Here is a 16,254-nt window from a genome sequence, read left to right on the forward strand (position 1 = left end):
GGGTTCCAAAGAATAAAACCGACAGGAAATACCTCTTTTCGGTGTTATAGCTATTACGGAGACAGCCCATGAAGGCCAGTGAAATCAGAGAAAGATTCCTCAAGTTTTTCGAAAAGAACGCTCACACAATCGTAGACAGCTCTTCCCTCGTTCCCAAGGACGACCCGACCCTGCTCTTTACCAACGCAGGTATGGTTCAGTTCAAGAACACTTTCCTCGGTCAGGAAAAACGGGATTATGTAAGAGCGACCACTTCTCAGAAGTGTCTGCGCGTCGGCGGCAAGCATAACGACCTTGAAAACGTAGGCCGTACCGCACGCCACCACACCTTCTTCGAAATGCTCGGAAACTTCTCCTTTGGCGACTACTTTAAAGAAGACGCCATTAAATTTTGCTGGAAATTCCTCACTGAGGAACTGGGACTGCCCAAAGAAAAACTTTACGTAACCATCTTCACTGATGACGATGAAGCAGACGAACTCTGGCAGAAAGTTGTAAACTTCCCGGCAGAGCGCATTTACCGCCTAGGCGAGAAGGAAAACTTCTGGTCCATGGGTGACACAGGTCCCTGCGGTCCCTGCTCTGAAGTCCACATTGATCAGGGCGAAGACATGAGCTGCGGCCCCAACTGCGGCATCGGCAAATGTGACTGCGACCGCTATCTTGAAATCTGGAACCTCGTTTTCATGCAGTATGATCAGGACGAGGAAGGCAACCGCGTGCCTCTGCCCCGCCCCTCAATTGATACCGGAATGGGCCTTGAGCGCATTACCGCAGTATGTCAGGGCGTGCAGTCCAACTTTGAGACTGATATTTTCCAGCCCATGATTCAGGCTGTAGCCAAGAAAGCCGGCGTTAAATATAAGGAAGACAAAGAGATCGACACTGCTTTGCAGGTTATCGCCGACCATTCCCGCTCCATTGCCTTCCTGATCACCGACCAGATCCTGCCTTCCAACGAAGGCCGTGGATACGTACTGCGCCGTCTTATCCGCCGCGCATTCCGTTTTGGTCGTCTGCTCGGCCTAACCGATCCTTTTCTCCACGAAACAACCGGAATGGTTGTAGAAGAAATGAGCGGACAGTTCCCCGAACTGCTCAGCAACAAAGATTTCATGGCCCGCATGGTCAAGGAAGAGGAAGAACGTTTCAGTCAGACTCTCGACAAGGGACTGATTATCCTTGAAGAGGAAATGGAAGAGCTGAAAGAAGACGGTAAAAATCTCATCTCCGGTGAGACCGCCTTCAAACTCTACGACACCTACGGCTTCCCGCTGGACATTATTAATGATGTTGCGGAAAAGCAGGGTTTCGAAGTTGATGAAATCGGCTTCAACGCAGCCATGAAAGAGCAGAAGGACCGCGCCAAGGCGGCATGGAAAGGTTCCGGTGAAAAGAACTCCGGTGCTATTTTCCGTCAGGTGCTGGAAGCAGGTCTCAAGAACAGCTTCACCGGATACTCCGAACTGACCACTGAATCCCGCATCGTCAATCTGCTTTCTGAAGAAGGCGAACATCTGAAGCGCATCACTCAGGGCAACGGCGGCTGGATAATCACTGCCGCGACTCCCTTTTACGGTGAATCCGGCGGACAGATGGGCGATACCGGTGCTGTAGGCACCATGACCGGTAACGCGGAAGTACTGGAAACAGTAAAAGCTTCCGCAGGTCTTACCGCATCTAAAATTTTCGTAAGCGAAGGCGAACTGCTCATCGATCAGGAAGCCAAGCTTGAAGTTGCACCGGAAACAAGGACAGCCACAGAGCGTAACCACACAGTTACGCACCTGCTGCACGCTGCTCTGAAAAATATTCTGGGCGACCATGTAAAGCAGTCCGGGTCACTGGTGGGGCCTGATCGTCTGCGCTTTGACTTCACCCACATTGCAGCCATGACTCCTGAAGAAATCAGTCAGGTTGAAAATGAGGTAAACCGTGCTATACTGGGCGACACTCCCGTAGTTGTGCAGGAGATGAGCAATGACGAAGCGGCTGAAAAAGGCGCGACAGCATTGTTCGGTGAAAAGTACGGCGATGTAGTCAGAGTTGTTGAAATTCCGGGCGAATCCATGGAACTTTGCGGTGGTACTCACCTCAAGGCGACCGGTGAAGCAGGAACATTTTTAATCCAGTCCGAGTCCGGTGTAGCTGCGGGTATCCGCCGCATCGAAGCCGCAACCGGATGGAATTCACTCAAATTTCTGCAAGAGCAGCGCGCTGAAGTCGTTACATCTTCCGCAATGCTCAAAGCAGCACCGGGACAGCTGGCCGATAAAATTGCGGCTATGCAGTCACAGGTGAAAGAACTGACCCGGGCCAATGACAAGCTTCAGTCGAAATTGGCATCCGGTGCAGGTGCGGACCTCATGAGTTCCGTGGAAGAGATTGGCGGTGTAAAAGTTATTGCTGCCAAGCTCGAAGTTACCAATGTCAAAGCCCTTCGTGATCAGGCCGATGACCTGAAATCCAAAATGGATTCCGGCATTTTCTGTCTGGTCGCACAGGTTGATGACAAAAAAGTTTCCCTGATTATTGCCGTTACCAAGGACTTGCACGATAGATTCCAGGCCGGCGCATTAATCAAACCCGTTGCGGCTGAGGTAGGCGGTGGTGGTGGCGGCAGGCCCGATATGGCGCAGGCCGGTGGAACCAACCCCGCTGGAATTGAAAAAGCATTCGCAACCCTTAAGAAACTGGTTGCAGATTCCTGATCTGAGAAAAAAGGGATTTTAAGCTTGACATCCAACAGTCAAAGTTTGTATACATCCCCTTCCCAGATTTTACGTAAGGAGCATTTCTAATGAAGACATATATCCCTAAAGAAGAAGACATCAGCCGCGAGTGGTTCGTAGTTGATGCTAAAGATATGGTTCTCGGTCGCCTTGCTACCCAGATCGCCAACAAACTGAGAGGCAAAGATAAAGCTATCTTTACTCCTCACATGGACACCGGCGATTTCGTTGTCGTGCTGAACGCAGACAAAATCAAAGTTACCGGTAACAAAATGGAAAAGAAGACCTACTACAAGCACACAAACCACCCCGGTGGTCTGAAAGAAAGAACTCTCAAGGTTATGCTTGAGAAGAAGCCTGAAGTAGTCATCGAAACCGCAGTCCGCGGCATGCTCCCCAAGAGCCGCCTCGGCAGACAGATGATCAAAAAGCTGAAAGTATACGCTGGTACCGATCATCCTCACACTGCACAGCAGCCCAAAGCGCTGGAATTCTAATTAAGGGTGGAGCAATAAAATGAGTAAAGATTTCAATTACGCTACTGGCAGAAGAAAAAACGCTGTTGCCCGTACCCGCCTTTATGAGGGAACTGGTGCAATCACCGTGAACGGCAAACCTTACGAAGATTACTTTCCTCGTAAAACTTTGCAGATGATCGTTCAGCAGCCCCTGAAACTCACCAAAAACCTCGGCAAGTATGACATCAAAGTCAACGCTGACGGTGGCGGAGTTGCAGGTCAGGCTCAGGCTGTAAGACACGGTATTTCCCGTGCTCTTATTGAGATCGATCCCGAACTTCGTGCTGTCCTCAAACGCGCAGGCCTCCTGACTCGTGACGCTCGTAAGAAAGAGCGTAAAAAATACGGTCAGCCCGGCGCACGTGCAAAATTCCAGTACTCCAAACGTTAAGAAGTACTGCGGATTTATTCGCCAGACCATTCAGGCGGGACTGCTTTTGCAGTTCCGCCTTTTCTTATATGCACAGAGAAGTTCAATCTCCACACTCCTGCCCTTCTGTATATCAAGACCGTTCACGTACTAAATCCTGCTGGGGCAAACTGGAAGCCCATAAGAATAATTGACACAAATTGAACTACAGACGATCATTAAAAGTTGCGAAAACGTGCAGCCTTCAAAAGGCTACAGTTATAAACATTCTCAAAATGCTGTAGTTCTGGATATTCAACTAAAAAAAATATATTCCTTAAGAAACAGTTAGCAGGAACCGTTTAACTTATGTCCCCTAAAAAACCGCTTTACGATAAAACTTTCTTCGCCCGGCAACCCATTCTCATGCCGGACCAGTCCCTTTGGGGATATGAGTTGCTATTCCGTAACAGCAGCGAAGCCACAAGTGCCAACATTTCAGACAGCTACAAGGCCACCTTGCGAGTTGCTGCAAACCTGTGCGCTTCCCCCGGTGAAAATCTGCCGGATAACGTAAAGCTGGTGGTTAATTTTTCACATAAAGCCATCATGGACAAAGTTCCTTACTCCCTGCCTGCGGGAAAAACAGTTGTCCAGATCCCGGAAACAACTCCGCCCACCCCAAATCTGATCAAGGCTTTGAAAGAACTTTCCCAAGACGGATTTTACATTGCCATTGATGATTTTGAGGCACGCCCCCAGGGAGAGTTTCTCATTGCCTATGCCGATGCCATCATTGTTGATTTTCTCTCTACAGATGAGAATAAACTAAAGCGCATCTGTGACATGTGCCGGGAGTATGAAACCAAACTTATAGCTAAACGGGTTGAAAACACTGACCAGTTCAACATGGCCCAGAAACTTGGGTTCAATTTTTTTCAGGGTTTTTATTTCAAACGCCCGGAAAATATCAAAGGCCGTAAACTGCGCTCAGGCGAAATTGTAAAACTCAAGCTGCTTAAGTTGATAGAAGATCCTGCCCCGGACTTTCAAGCTCTGGCCGAAGCCCTGCAAAATGACGTTTCCATCAGTTTTCGTTTGTTGACCCTGCTCAACTCACCGACTTTCGGCTTTACGCAGAAAATCACTTCCATCAAGCAGGCCCTTGTTCTGGCCGGATGGAAAATGCTGAAAAACTGGCTGCGGGTTATCCTGCTCACCGACCTGACTCCAAAAGAAAAGAGCCGCGAACTTCCGCAACTGGCCACCCAAAGGGCAAAATTTCTGCAATTGCTCGCCCAGAATTCTGATAAAGGGCTGCCTGTTGACTCTATGTTCCTGCTTGGACTATTTTCCCTGCTCGGTGCTATGTTCGACCTGCCCATGAAAGAACTGACCAGCTACCTGCCTCTTGATACTGAAATCAACAAGGCTCTGTGCGGAGAAGAAAATATTTACAGTAAGTATCTTGATCTCATCAACTTCTTCGAATCAGGAGACTGGGATAATCTTGATTTTCTGCTGGGTGAAATGAATCTTGACCCGGTTATGGTTTCCAAAAGCTATTATGATTCCACTCGCTGGGCCAACGGCTTTTTCCAGATTCCCGGTTCTTCCTGATACAAACTCTTTCAGCGCAAGCACCCTAAACAGGAGCCAACATGCCGCACTCATGCCATAGTGATGAAAATGCGAAGCTGAACATCCTGATTACCGGCAAAAGCCCGGTGATCCATACCCTCATGCCCATATTGCACGATTTTGGCCATGCGGTATCCATAACCCGCTCACCAAGGGAAACCCTTTTCACCTATGCCAGCCAGCAGCCGGATCTGGTTATCATGGCAGAGCAGGATGATACCTGTCAGACATTCACCAGCATTCGTGAGGTAAATGAGGAAGCAGAAGCACTTTTCATCATCGACACTGCAAAACCGGAATCTTTTGAACCGCTCTTTGACTTCAGCAATATTTCATTCCTCCCTTCCTCTGCCCCCAAAGAGAAACTGTTAACTTTCATTAAAAACTTTCAGGCTCAACATGTCCGCAAGAAGAAGCATGAGGATGATGCCAAGCTTTTCGGCCTTATCATGCAGAGCCTGCCTTTTCCCGCACTCTTAATCAGCACCAAGACCGAAAAAACTATTCTTGCCAACAAGGCTGCCCATGATCAGCTCCCGGCATTTGAATATGAACAGGCTCCGCCTTTCATGTCCGCACTTTCCGATGAAGTTCGCCAGAATCTTTTTTCAGACCTTGAATCATACCATCTCCACTACCTGAAATCCGTCAATGCCTATGAAAGGTTCTGGGATCTGACAATAGATCAGGTGGCCCCTTCCATTTTTATGCTGCTTGCTGTGGATGTCACCGAACAACGCCAGCAACTGCAATTACGTGAGGAAATGGAACGCATAGCGCGGCACGACCTGCGCTCCCCCACAGCAAATATTGTGGGCATGTCCCGCATTCTTGAAACCGAAGCAGGTCTCACAAAGGAATTTCAGCAACTGGCAGAAATAGTACGCAAAACCAGTGAACGCATGATCCGTCAGATCGACACTTCACTGACCCTGATCCGTCTGGAAACCGGATCACTCAAGGCAGACGCCCACCCCTTCAATCTCTACAATGCCATAACCGCTGCCATCGGCGATTTAAGCCAACTGGCCGAAGACAAACATTTAACGATAGTCAGCCAGCTTGACGGTGAGCCGCTTACCGAAGAATGCTCAATTGTCTGCTACGGCGAAGCTTCACTGATTATCACCATGTTTTCCAATCTACTGAAAAACGCGGCAGAAGCGGCCCCTGAAAATTCAACTATCACCATCAACATCACTGAAGACAGCCGCTTCATCACCACCAAGATACATAATTTCGGTGAAATTCCGGTCAGTATCCGGGATACATTTTTCGACCGCTACGCCACCTATGGCAAGAAAAAAGGCACCGGACTTGGAACCTACAGCGCAAGACTTATCGCCAGCGGTTCCGGTGGAGATATTTCATTCACAACTTCCGAAGAAAAGGGTACGACCCTGATCACAACAATCCCGAAACCACCAATTAAATAATACAGGATCAAATAATGGCCGCTAAAAAAAAACCACGTCCGCTGCTTGTCTTTGCAGATGAGGACGGACAGATATACGACCATCCCGAACTTGAAATGATGTGCCGCCGGGGCGATGAACTCTTCCAGCCCAAGCCCGAAGAATACATTCCCCTGCCCCCGGACAGTGAATTTTTCCTGCTACCGGGCAGATTCCCCATCGGCCTTGATCCGGAAACCGGAGAAGTGGTTGAAATCGAAGGGACTGCGGTCACCGCCTTTCCCTGTCCCGGTCACACACTCACCGGGCTCGCCGCCTATGGAAACACCGAAGATGCCCCGGTGCTGCCCATGTTCTCATACGGCGCGGTAGGCTACGCAAACGGCAGATTCTGGGTTACCGCAAAGCAGGTGGACGAAGACAAACGTCAGGTTTTCACCAAAATTCCCAACAAAAAAATCGACGCCGGCGCACACCGCATGATGAAAGAATTTCCTGAAAACAGGCTGGTCAGCCACCTGTGCGGATGCGCTCTCACCTACGGTTGTCCTGCGGCGAAAAACCTTGCTCTTGGACGTTTCGAGGCCCCCCTGCCCACTTCCCGGACCTGCAATGCCCGCTGCATCGGCTGTATTTCCGAACAGCCCGAAGATTCCGGTTTCCCATCCCCGCAGGAGCGTATCAAGTTCACCCCCACTGCTCAGGAAATAACCGAGGTCATGCACTACCACCTCAAGCGCGAACGCAAGCCGGTCTTTTCCTTCGGGCAGGGCTGTGAAGGCGAACCGCTCACCGAGCATGTGCTGCTCACCGAGGCCATCAAAAAATTTCGCGACGAAGGCGGCACCGGGACCGTAAACATAAACACCAACGGCTCCATAACCGAATCCATGGAACCGCTGGCTGAAGCGGGACTCAACTCCATCAGGGTCAGCCTGAACAGTCTGCGCGAGCCTGTTTACAATGCCTATTACCGTCCCAAGGGCTACCAATTCGATGATGTGGTCGCTACCATTAGTAAAGCCAAGGAACTGGGGCTGCATGTATCCCTTAACTACCTTTATTTTCCCGGTATCAGCGACACTGAATTTGAAGTTGGCGCACTCATTGAAGTTGCCAAGCAGACCAAGTTCGATTTCATCCAGTTGCGTAACCTGAACATCGACCCAGACCTGTACATGAAGCTTATGGAGCCATACGAATTCGGTCCGGGCATGGGTTTTGTGAATTTCCGCAAGCGCATTAAGACCGAATGTCCATGGGTTGGTTTCGGGTATTTCAACCCCTATCTAGGGGATGGAATAAAAAAGGATTAGATGCGCTTCGCGCTTTTAATTAAAAGATTTCGCCTCCGGCGGCTTAAACCCTTTTTGAAAAAAGGGTTCAAGAATCCCAAAAACTTTTAATTGTTTGACTCATTCATAATGCTTATCCAAAGGGAGATTTGATCAATTGGATCAGATCTCCCTTTTTCTTTTGAGTGTGCTAACTTCCCAGCCGCCTTTCCACCGTGTATAAGTAAGGAATGAACAGACGGTCCCTTTTCTTCAACACATGCATGATCCTGCTGCTGATCTTCAGCATCCCGCAATCCGTACCTGCAAAAAGCAGCTTCGGTCTGAACTGGCAGTTCTCAGTAGACCTGCCACAGGCGGGTATAGCGGGAATTATTAAGGGATATATCGAACATCTTCAGGGGACGAAATTCAAGTTCAGCGGCGAATACCTGAACCAAAAAGGACCACTCAAATCCGGCCCCATAAATATTGCGACCACTTTCGATCTTAATTCAGGCTTGCTGCAACTGCATGATTTCGCCCTAAAAATTGAACGGCTGGATGTAAATGTTCCACAGCTCGGCCTAAGCAATCCAGACCTGACTCTCACCGGAAACGGAATTATTGATCCTGCTTCCGGTGCGGCAGACCTCACAAATTTACACATCAAAGCCGGAAACCTGCCCGAACTCCATACCCGGCTAACCTACTCCCCAGAGAGTAACGGCAACTGCCTGCTGACAATTGATAACCCCATGCCCCTGCTTGGAAGAATTGTAGAACTGAATTTCCCGGAATTTAAAAAATGGGACAAAGAAGGACAGTTTAAGCTGAGCCTCGGGCTACATCAAATTAAAACCGCACCCGAAGCACATATGCGGCTGGAGTTCACAGCCCTATCTGCCACATCAGCTGACGGCATGGCACTTGTTGACAGCATGGCAGGAGAGATTACTGCCCACAGCCCGATAAATAATCCACACCCTATCCTGAAAATTAATTTGAATTCCGGGGAAGCTCTTTATGATACATTTTACGTGAATCTTACTGACCATCCGCTGCAAGCAAAAATTAAATCCACCCTGCCTGACAAAGCAGGTAATCTTGAGCTTAAGACCCTCGTGAACTGGCAAGGTATGGGAAATTTGAAAGCGGGAGCGCGGATGAAAGAAATTTTCCATTATCCGTCTTTTTCCGGCAAAGCGGAGTACAAAACTACCGAACTATCCGTTCCGTTCAGGACATTTGCCATTGATCCTTTTTCTCTGGAAGGACTGGATGGCAGCGGCAAATTCGGACTGCATTGCGCCTTTAACGGTACAAAGCAGAAAACCCACCTGCTTGGGGAAATGAGCTTTGAGAATTGCACAGTAAGCAAAGATGAAGCTGTATTCAGCGGAATCAAAGCAGATCTGCCCTTTGTGTTTTCACTTGGTAAAAATTTTATGCCTCAAGCAGACAAAACTTTACGCTATTCTCCGTCCGGCATGGTCAGCTTTAAGAATATTACCGCCGGAAATCTAAAGATAGAGGACTTCACATTTCCCATCAGCGTGTCCTCAAATTCAATTGAATTCGGAACACTTCCGAGCATTGCTATTGAAGGAGGAACGCTTCAATTCTCTGATTTGAAAATGCGCCATCCCTTTGATGATGACTTTGTGCTCAATGGGAAAATAGTAGCAGAAAACATCAACCTGCTAGCCCTTTCCCCGAAATCACTACCCATCGACGGACAACTCAGCGGGGATTTAAAATTCTGGCTGCTCAAAGAACATTTTTCCACCAGCGGCAAGCTTTTCGGCAATGTCTATGATGGAGAAATAGTTATAGATGAAATTTTCGCGGAGACCCCCTTCGAAGACTCCCGGCAGTACGGGGCGGATTTCAGGGTCAAACATCTCGATCTTGAACCACTCAGTCAGGCACTTGATATCGGGCGCATTACCGGGCGCATGGACCTCGACCTAAGTGGTCTGGTCATCGCCTACGATCAACCTGCGGCCTTCCATCTACTGGCCCGGACAACGCCCGGTTCCGATAAATCAGGGGACATCAGTCTCAAGGCAGTTAACACTCTCTCGGTAATTGGTACCGGGTCCGGCCTGACCGGAGCGGGCGTAGGCGTATTTTCCCAATTTTTCAAGGAATTCGGATATGCAGGACTGGGCCTTGAATGCACCCTTGATGACGATATCTTTACCATTCGAGGCTTGATCAGAGATGACGGAATCGAGTACATTATAAAAAGGCCGCCACTCTTCGGCATCAACGTAATCAACAGCAACCCCGAAAACCTGATCAGCTTTTCAGACATGCTCAAAAGGCTGAAACGGGTCATCGGCAACTAAAATAACAGGAGTTTACCATGTTCAAAAAAACCGCGCAGGTTTTAACCTTTCTCAGCCTTCTTTCCTTTGTTGCCTGTGTAACGGTGAACATATATTTTCCGGCAGCCAAAGTAGAGCGGGCCGCCGAAGATATTGTGGAAGACATTTACGGAACCGATGCCAAACAGCAGGAAAACAAAGACGACCAATCCGCCCTTGAAACCTTTCTCGTCCTGATCTCACCGCAGGCCGCGCAGGCCCAGGTAAGCAAAGCGGAAATAGACAAAAGCTCCAACTCCGCCATCCGGGGTTTAAAGAACACCATCGCCAATAATCACAAAAAGCTGATCCCCTACTACAATTCAGGCAACATCGGCATTAACAACGAAGGTTATGTGCAAATCATCAACAAAAAAGGTCTGAATATCAAACAGACCGCCGGGCTACGACGTCTTGTTTCACAGGATAACGATACCCGCGACCAGCTTTATACCGAAGTGGCCGCTTCCATGAATATTCCCGGCAGCGAGATCGGAAAAGTTAAGGCTATCTTTGCCGAAAAATGGCAGGAAGGCGCGCCCTCCGGCTGGTTTATTCAGACCCAAAGCGGAAAGTGGCAAAAGAAATAGAGGTATAGAACCCCATGCCCTTTGACAACAGCTACGGACGGCTGGATGAAAAATTCTACCAGCGCATAAATCCCACCCCGGTAAAGGCCCCCCGGCTCATACTAGTGAATCGGGAACTTGCCGGGAAAATGGAATTCCCCTTGCCAAAAACGGACCCTGAACTTGCACAGCTGTTCTCAGGAAACAAACCGCCGCAGGGTTCAGATCCGCTGGCCCAAGTTTATGCCGGACACCAATTCGGCAATTTCGTGCCCCGTTTGGGAGATGGTCGGGCGGTTCTCCTTGGTGAGTTTCTAAACAGTCACGGACAACGCTTCGACATCCAACTCAAAGGGGCCGGGCAAACCATGTATTCGCGTAATGGTGATGGTCGCTCACCCCTTGGCCCGGTTATCCGCGAATACATTGTCAGTGAAGCTATGTTTCGGCTGGGTATTCCAACCACCCGCGCCCTTGCCATGGTCAGCAGCGGGGAAGACGTTTTCCGTGAAGAGAAACTTCCCGGCGCGATCTTCACCCGTGTCGCCTCCAGTCACCTCAGAATCGGCAACTTTGAGTATTTTGCCGCCCGTAACGATCACGAAGGCGTAAAAACACTGGCCGATTACGCCATAGACCGCCATTACCCGGAACTAAAAGAAACGAGCAATCCCTATACGGCATTCCTCAGCAGGGTCTGCTCTGTTCAAGCACGGCTGGTAGCAAAATGGATGCGAGTCGGATTTATTCACGGGGTCATGAATACTGATAACACCACAATTTCCGGTGAGACCATTGATTACGGGCCCTGCGCTTTCATGGACGGTTATGATCCGGCAACAGTATTCAGTTCCATCGACCATTACGGCAGGTATGCTTACGCACGCCAACCGTCCATTGCCCAGTGGAATCTGGCCGGGCTGGGCGGATGTCTGCTCCCCCTGATCCATAAGGACCCGGAGACAGCCAGAACCCGTGCAGAGGAAATCGTGCAGGGATTCGGAGCGAAATTCAGAAACCACTACTTTTCTGAAATGTGCAACAAGATAGGTCTTTCCCCGGAAGAGCGCAGCCAAGAACTGCTTGATAATTTTTTGCAGATTATACAGGAGTCCAAAGCAGACTTTACCCTCAGCTTTCGGATGCTGAGCAAAGCAATTTTGGGTGAAACAAATCCGCTGCTTGAACTTTTTAGCGATCAAGCGAAGATCGCGAACTGGCTCGAAAAATGGAAAGAAGAGCTGGCACGGCAAAATATAAACACTGACGATGCGTCCCGAACTATGGACCGCAACAATCCGGCCTTTATACCCCGCAATCACCGCGTGGAGCAGGCTATCACTGCCGCTGTTAAAGAGGATGATTTCGAGCCGACCAAAAAACTGATCAAGATTCTGCATCATCCTTATAAGGAGCAAACGAAATACGCAGAATACATGAATCCTCCGGAATCTACAGAGCGGGTTTACCAAACATTTTGTGGCACTTAAGCAAAAAAACCGGAGTAGACATGAGAGTCCTCACACATATAATCTTTTGTGCAACCCTGTTATTTATGGGGATATCCGCAGCTTTAACCACCCCCTCATACGCTGACAGCTTTGAAGACGGCTTAGCAGCCTACCAGCAAGGGGACTACGAACTTGCTGGCAGAAAATTCCGCAAAGCTGCCGATCAAGGTCACGCTGAAGCCATGTATAATCTGGGAGTTATGTATACTCGCGGAATCGGCACTGAACAGGACTTTTATCAAGCGGCAATGTGGTTCAGCAAAGCAGCAGGTCAAGGCTCAACCGGAGCACAGTACAATCTGGCAATGATGTATGCCAAGGGCATGGGAGTTAAGCAGGATTTTGCCCGCGCCGTGCAATTGTACCGCCCTATTGCCGACCATGGATTAGCTGAAGCCCAGAACAACCTCGGTTCAATGTATGAAAACGGGCAAGGAGTTCCGCAGGATTATAAAATGGCCCTGTCATGGTATCGCAAAGCTGCGCAGCAGGGACTCGCCATGGCCCAATATAATCTGGCTATAATGTACGCCCACGGCGTGGGAACTCCACAGGACTTAAAGCAGGCAGCATCATGGTATCTTAAGGCTGCGGAACAAGGTAATGCTATGGCCCAGAACAACCTTGGACTTATGTACGACAGTGGAAATAGCGTTGAACAGAATTACTCCATTGCAGCCCAATGGTACCGCCGGGCCGCTGAACAAAATTTTGCAGGGGCGCAGCTCAATCTAGGTCGGCTTTACGAAAAAGGTCTGGGCGTGCCGCAGAATTACTCGCAGGCTGCTCAATTATATATGAAGGCAGCTGAGCAGGGATTGGTTAAAGCCCAACATGACATGGCCCTTATGTACGCAAAGGGATTGGGAGTACCACAGAACGACTCGCATGCGGTGCTCTGGTACTTAACCGCCGCAGAGCAGGGCTATGCTCTATCCCAGTACAATCTGGGGCTCATGTTTGACAACGGACAAGGAGTAAAGCAGGACCACGCCAGAGCAGCACACTGGTACTTAAAGGCTGCGAAGCAGGGAATTCCTGAAGCTCAGTACAACATCGGCGCAATGTATGAAAACGGTCAGGGAGTTCCACAGGATGACATTCAGGCATACATGTGGTTCACCCTGTCTGCTGCGCGAGGGATCAAACAGGCCATAAAAAGTCGCTCCAGACTCAAAAATAGAATGACCCAATCAGAAATAAATGAGGCATTGGAACTGGCTGATAAATGGCAACCACCCCGCGATCAATAATTATACGTTGAAAAAGATGAAATAAAAAAGCCCTCGAACCAAATGGTTCGAGGGCCTTAAACATATCAACAATAAAAACTAGAAATTAACTTTAACCTGCTCGGAATCTCCGTCACGGCGAGTAATTTCACCGATCTTCCATGAGTTGATCTTCATTCCGGCCAGTCTGTTAAGCACATCTTCTTCACGGTCTTTAGCTACAACGAGAATGTAACCGATACCGGTGTTAAAAATTTGCAGCATTTCAGGCCAGCTCAAATCACCCTGTTCCTTGAGCCAATTAAACACGGGAGAAACTTCCCATGAATTAAAGTTGATTTCAGCGGTAACCTGCTTAGGCAGGATGCGGGGTACGTTGTCGTAAAAACCGCCGCCGGTCACATGAACCATGCCCTTGATTTCAATATCACGGGAAAGGTTGTGAACCGCATCAACGTAAATTCTGGTGGGAGCCAGCAGGGCTTCGCCGATTTTACGATCAGTTCCGGGCAGCAGATCATCTGCTTTAAGACCGGACTCATCAAAAATCTTGCGCACCAGAGAATAACCGTTGGAATGGATACCGGAAGATTCCAGACCGATGATGGAATCCCCAATGGTGATGGAGGAACCGTCTACGATCTTGGTGTTATCCACCATACCCACACAGAAACCGGAAAGGTCATACTCGCCGTCAGCATAAAAGCCGGGCATTTCAGCGGTCTCACCGCCGAGCAGCGCACAGCCGGACTGCTTACAGCCTTCCACAACACCCGCGATAACTTCTTCAGCCACACCGGACTCAAGCTTACCTGTTGCGAAGTAGTCGAGGAAGAACAGGGGTTTTGCGCCCTGCACGAGAATGTCGTTTACGCTCATAGCCACAAGGTCGATACCGATGGTATCGTGCTTGTCCACGGCAAAAGCGAGTTTAAGCTTGGTTCCCACGCCGTCGGCACCTGCCACCAGCACGGGCTCTTCCATCTGAGTAAGGTCAAGCTTGAACAGCCCGCCGAACCCGCCAATATCAGTGACCACACCCTTGGTAAAGGTGGAACCCACCATACCTTTAATGCGACCGATAAAATCATTAGCCGCGTCGATATCAACACCGGCGGCTTTATATGCATCAGAACGACTTGCCATATTAATTTCTCCTAACAGTCTCTAAGAACGGACTGTATATGCTGAATCCCGCATAAGTTCAAGGAACAACATCACCCATTTCCCGCTGCCGGGAAAAGAAAAAGGTCCATTGTTTGCACAGGACCAAATAAGAGTTTATACTATGCCACGGAGAAATGCCATGTACAAGAAAACTTTGCTCACCGCTTTTATTATTTTAGGAGTATTCCTGTGCGGCAACGCCATAGCAGGAACCAAGTTCATCAACAAAGATACCGCCAAGGATCGCAAGCCTATCCGTATGGGAACCGGGAACGGTAACAAGAGCCAGATCACAATACAATCAGATAATGATTCCAGCACTATACGTGTGTCACCCAAAAAGAAAAACAAGGACAAGGAAGATCAGCAGGTCGGCCCCATTTTCGTGGTCCCCGAGATCAAACCCTGAGCCAAGCAACAAGGAAAAACATGCTTCATCCCGCCAGACTCTGGAAATCCCTCAAGGATGGCAAGGTCCAATGCCGTCTGTGCAGCCACTTTTGCATAATTGACGAAAACGAACACGGTAATTGCGGGGTCCGGCAAAATGTTGACGGCCAGCTCATGACCCGCACCTATGAACTGGTAGCTGCACTCAACGTGGACCCGGTGGAGAAAAAACCGCTCTACCATTTCCTGCCCGGCACCAGCACATTCTCACTGGGCACGCAGGGCTGTAATTTCGGCTGCACCTTCTGCCAGAATGCTTCCCTTTCCCAGCATCCCAAAACCGGACGGGAAATAACCGGACAAAAGGTAACCCCGGAAATTCTGGTAGAAGCGGCTATGGGGCACAAGTGTAATTCCATCTCCTACACCTATTCCGAACCGACAGTATTTTTCGAACTGATGCAGGATACCGCGCGAATCGCCCACGCCAAGGGCCTCAAGAACATAATGGTCTCCAACGGTTTCCAAAGCCCGGAGTGCATCGAAGAACTCACCGGGCTGATTGATGCCGCCAACATTGATCTTAAAGCCTTCAATGATGACTTCTACCGGGAAATCTGCTCAGGCCGCTTGAATCCGGTACTGGAAAATATCAAGCACATGAAAAAAAACGGCTGGTGGGTTGAGGTAACCACCCTGCTCATTCCCGGTAAAAACGATGCCCCGGACGAACTGAAGCAGCTGGCCGCTTTCATAGCCGATGAACTGGGCAAGGAAGTTCCATGGCATATTTCCCGTTTCCACCCGGATTACAAAATGCAGGATTGCCCGGTAACATCCATGGAAGCCCTGCAACTGGCGAGAAAAGCCGGAACCAACGCGGGCCTTGAGTACGTCTATATCGGCAATGTTCCGGGCAATGACAACTCATCCACCTTCTGCCCGGACTGCCACAAGGAGCTGCTCAAGCGTTACGGCTTTGAAATGACCAATGCAGGCCTTGCCGACGGCATGTGCAAGTATTGCGGCTGTGAAATTGACGGGGTATTTTAAGTAGTTAAAAAATAACGCGAAGCTGAAAATG

At 49.3% G+C, this 16,254-nt stretch carries 13 protein-coding genes; 12 read left to right on the top strand and 1 reads right to left on the bottom strand.

Going from position 1 to position 16,254, the window contains the following annotated elements; genetic code table 11:
- Positions 1 to 68 precede the first annotated feature (68 nt).
- The 10 genes from alaS to FMS18_RS09365 all read left to right on the top strand — a co-directional run bounded on the left by alaS (position 69) and on the right by FMS18_RS09365 (position 13,634).
- Positions 69 to 2,711 carry an alanine--tRNA ligase gene (gene alaS / locus FMS18_RS09320; protein WP_163293773.1) on the top strand — a complete coding sequence of 881 codons (2,643 nt, stop codon included), beginning with the start codon at positions 69 to 71 and terminating at the stop codon, positions 2,709 to 2,711.
- An 89-nt stretch (positions 2,712 to 2,800) separates the two neighbouring features.
- Positions 2,801 to 3,229 carry a 50S ribosomal protein L13 gene (gene rplM / locus FMS18_RS09325; RefSeq protein WP_163293775.1) on the top strand — a complete coding sequence of 143 codons (429 nt, stop codon included), beginning with the start codon at positions 2,801 to 2,803 and terminating at the stop codon, positions 3,227 to 3,229.
- 19 nt (positions 3,230 to 3,248) lie between these two features.
- Positions 3,249 to 3,641: a 30S ribosomal protein S9 gene (rpsI, locus tag FMS18_RS09330; RefSeq protein ID WP_163293777.1), complete on the top strand. Its 393-nt coding sequence runs from the start codon at positions 3,249 to 3,251 to the stop codon at positions 3,639 to 3,641.
- 327 nt (positions 3,642 to 3,968) lie between these two features.
- Positions 3,969 to 5,219 carry an EAL and HDOD domain-containing protein gene (locus FMS18_RS09335; protein WP_163293779.1) on the top strand — a complete coding sequence of 417 codons (1,251 nt, stop codon included), beginning with the start codon at positions 3,969 to 3,971 and terminating at the stop codon, positions 5,217 to 5,219.
- Positions 5,220 to 5,260: 41 nt separating this feature from the next.
- On the top strand, positions 5,261 to 6,676 hold the full coding sequence (locus FMS18_RS09340) for a sensor histidine kinase KdpD (protein ID WP_163293781.1): 1,416 nt from the start codon (positions 5,261 to 5,263) through the stop codon (positions 6,674 to 6,676).
- Positions 6,677 to 6,690: 14 nt separating this feature from the next.
- On the top strand, positions 6,691 to 7,971 hold the full coding sequence (locus FMS18_RS09345; RefSeq protein ID WP_163293783.1) for a radical SAM protein: 1,281 nt from the start codon (positions 6,691 to 6,693) through the stop codon (positions 7,969 to 7,971).
- A 209-nt stretch (positions 7,972 to 8,180) separates the two neighbouring features.
- Positions 8,181 to 10,283 carry a hypothetical protein gene (locus FMS18_RS09350; protein ID WP_239060999.1) on the top strand — a complete coding sequence of 701 codons (2,103 nt, stop codon included), beginning with the start codon at positions 8,181 to 8,183 and terminating at the stop codon, positions 10,281 to 10,283.
- 17 nt (positions 10,284 to 10,300) lie between these two features.
- A complete protein-coding gene (locus FMS18_RS09355; RefSeq protein WP_163293785.1) occupies positions 10,301 to 10,891 on the top strand; it encodes a DUF1318 domain-containing protein in 591 nt (196 codons plus the stop codon).
- A gap of 14 nt (positions 10,892 to 10,905) precedes the next feature.
- Positions 10,906 to 12,360, top strand: coding sequence for a YdiU family protein (locus tag FMS18_RS09360; protein ID WP_163293787.1), 1,455 nt, complete (start codon positions 10,906 to 10,908; stop codon positions 12,358 to 12,360).
- A gap of 20 nt (positions 12,361 to 12,380) precedes the next feature.
- Positions 12,381 to 13,634 carry an SEL1-like repeat protein gene (locus FMS18_RS09365; protein WP_163293789.1) on the top strand — a complete coding sequence of 418 codons (1,254 nt, stop codon included), beginning with the start codon at positions 12,381 to 12,383 and terminating at the stop codon, positions 13,632 to 13,634.
- 78 nt (positions 13,635 to 13,712) lie between these two features.
- Here the strand turns inward: FMS18_RS09365 and purM are convergent, their stop codons facing one another.
- Positions 13,713 to 14,759: a phosphoribosylformylglycinamidine cyclo-ligase gene (gene purM / locus FMS18_RS09370; protein ID WP_163293792.1), complete on the bottom strand. Its 1,047-nt coding sequence runs from the start codon at positions 14,757 to 14,759 to the stop codon at positions 13,713 to 13,715.
- A 160-nt stretch (positions 14,760 to 14,919) separates the two neighbouring features.
- On the opposite strand from purM, the gene FMS18_RS09375 reads away from it, so the two are divergent.
- Positions 14,920 to 15,189 (top strand): hypothetical protein, encoded by a 270-nt coding sequence (locus FMS18_RS09375; RefSeq protein ID WP_163293794.1) that lies wholly within the window; start codon positions 14,920 to 14,922, stop codon positions 15,187 to 15,189.
- Positions 15,190 to 15,209: 20 nt separating this feature from the next.
- The gene (gene amrS / locus FMS18_RS09380; RefSeq protein ID WP_163293796.1) at positions 15,210 to 16,223 is read left to right on the top strand and encodes an AmmeMemoRadiSam system radical SAM enzyme; all 1,014 of its coding nucleotides are present in this window, start codon (positions 15,210 to 15,212) and stop codon (positions 16,221 to 16,223) included.
- The last annotated feature ends 31 nt before the right edge of the window (positions 16,224 to 16,254 follow it).

The organism is Desulfovibrio sp. JC022 (genome assembly GCF_010470665.1).
Taxonomy (GTDB): domain Bacteria; phylum Desulfobacterota; class Desulfovibrionia; order Desulfovibrionales; family Desulfovibrionaceae; genus Maridesulfovibrio.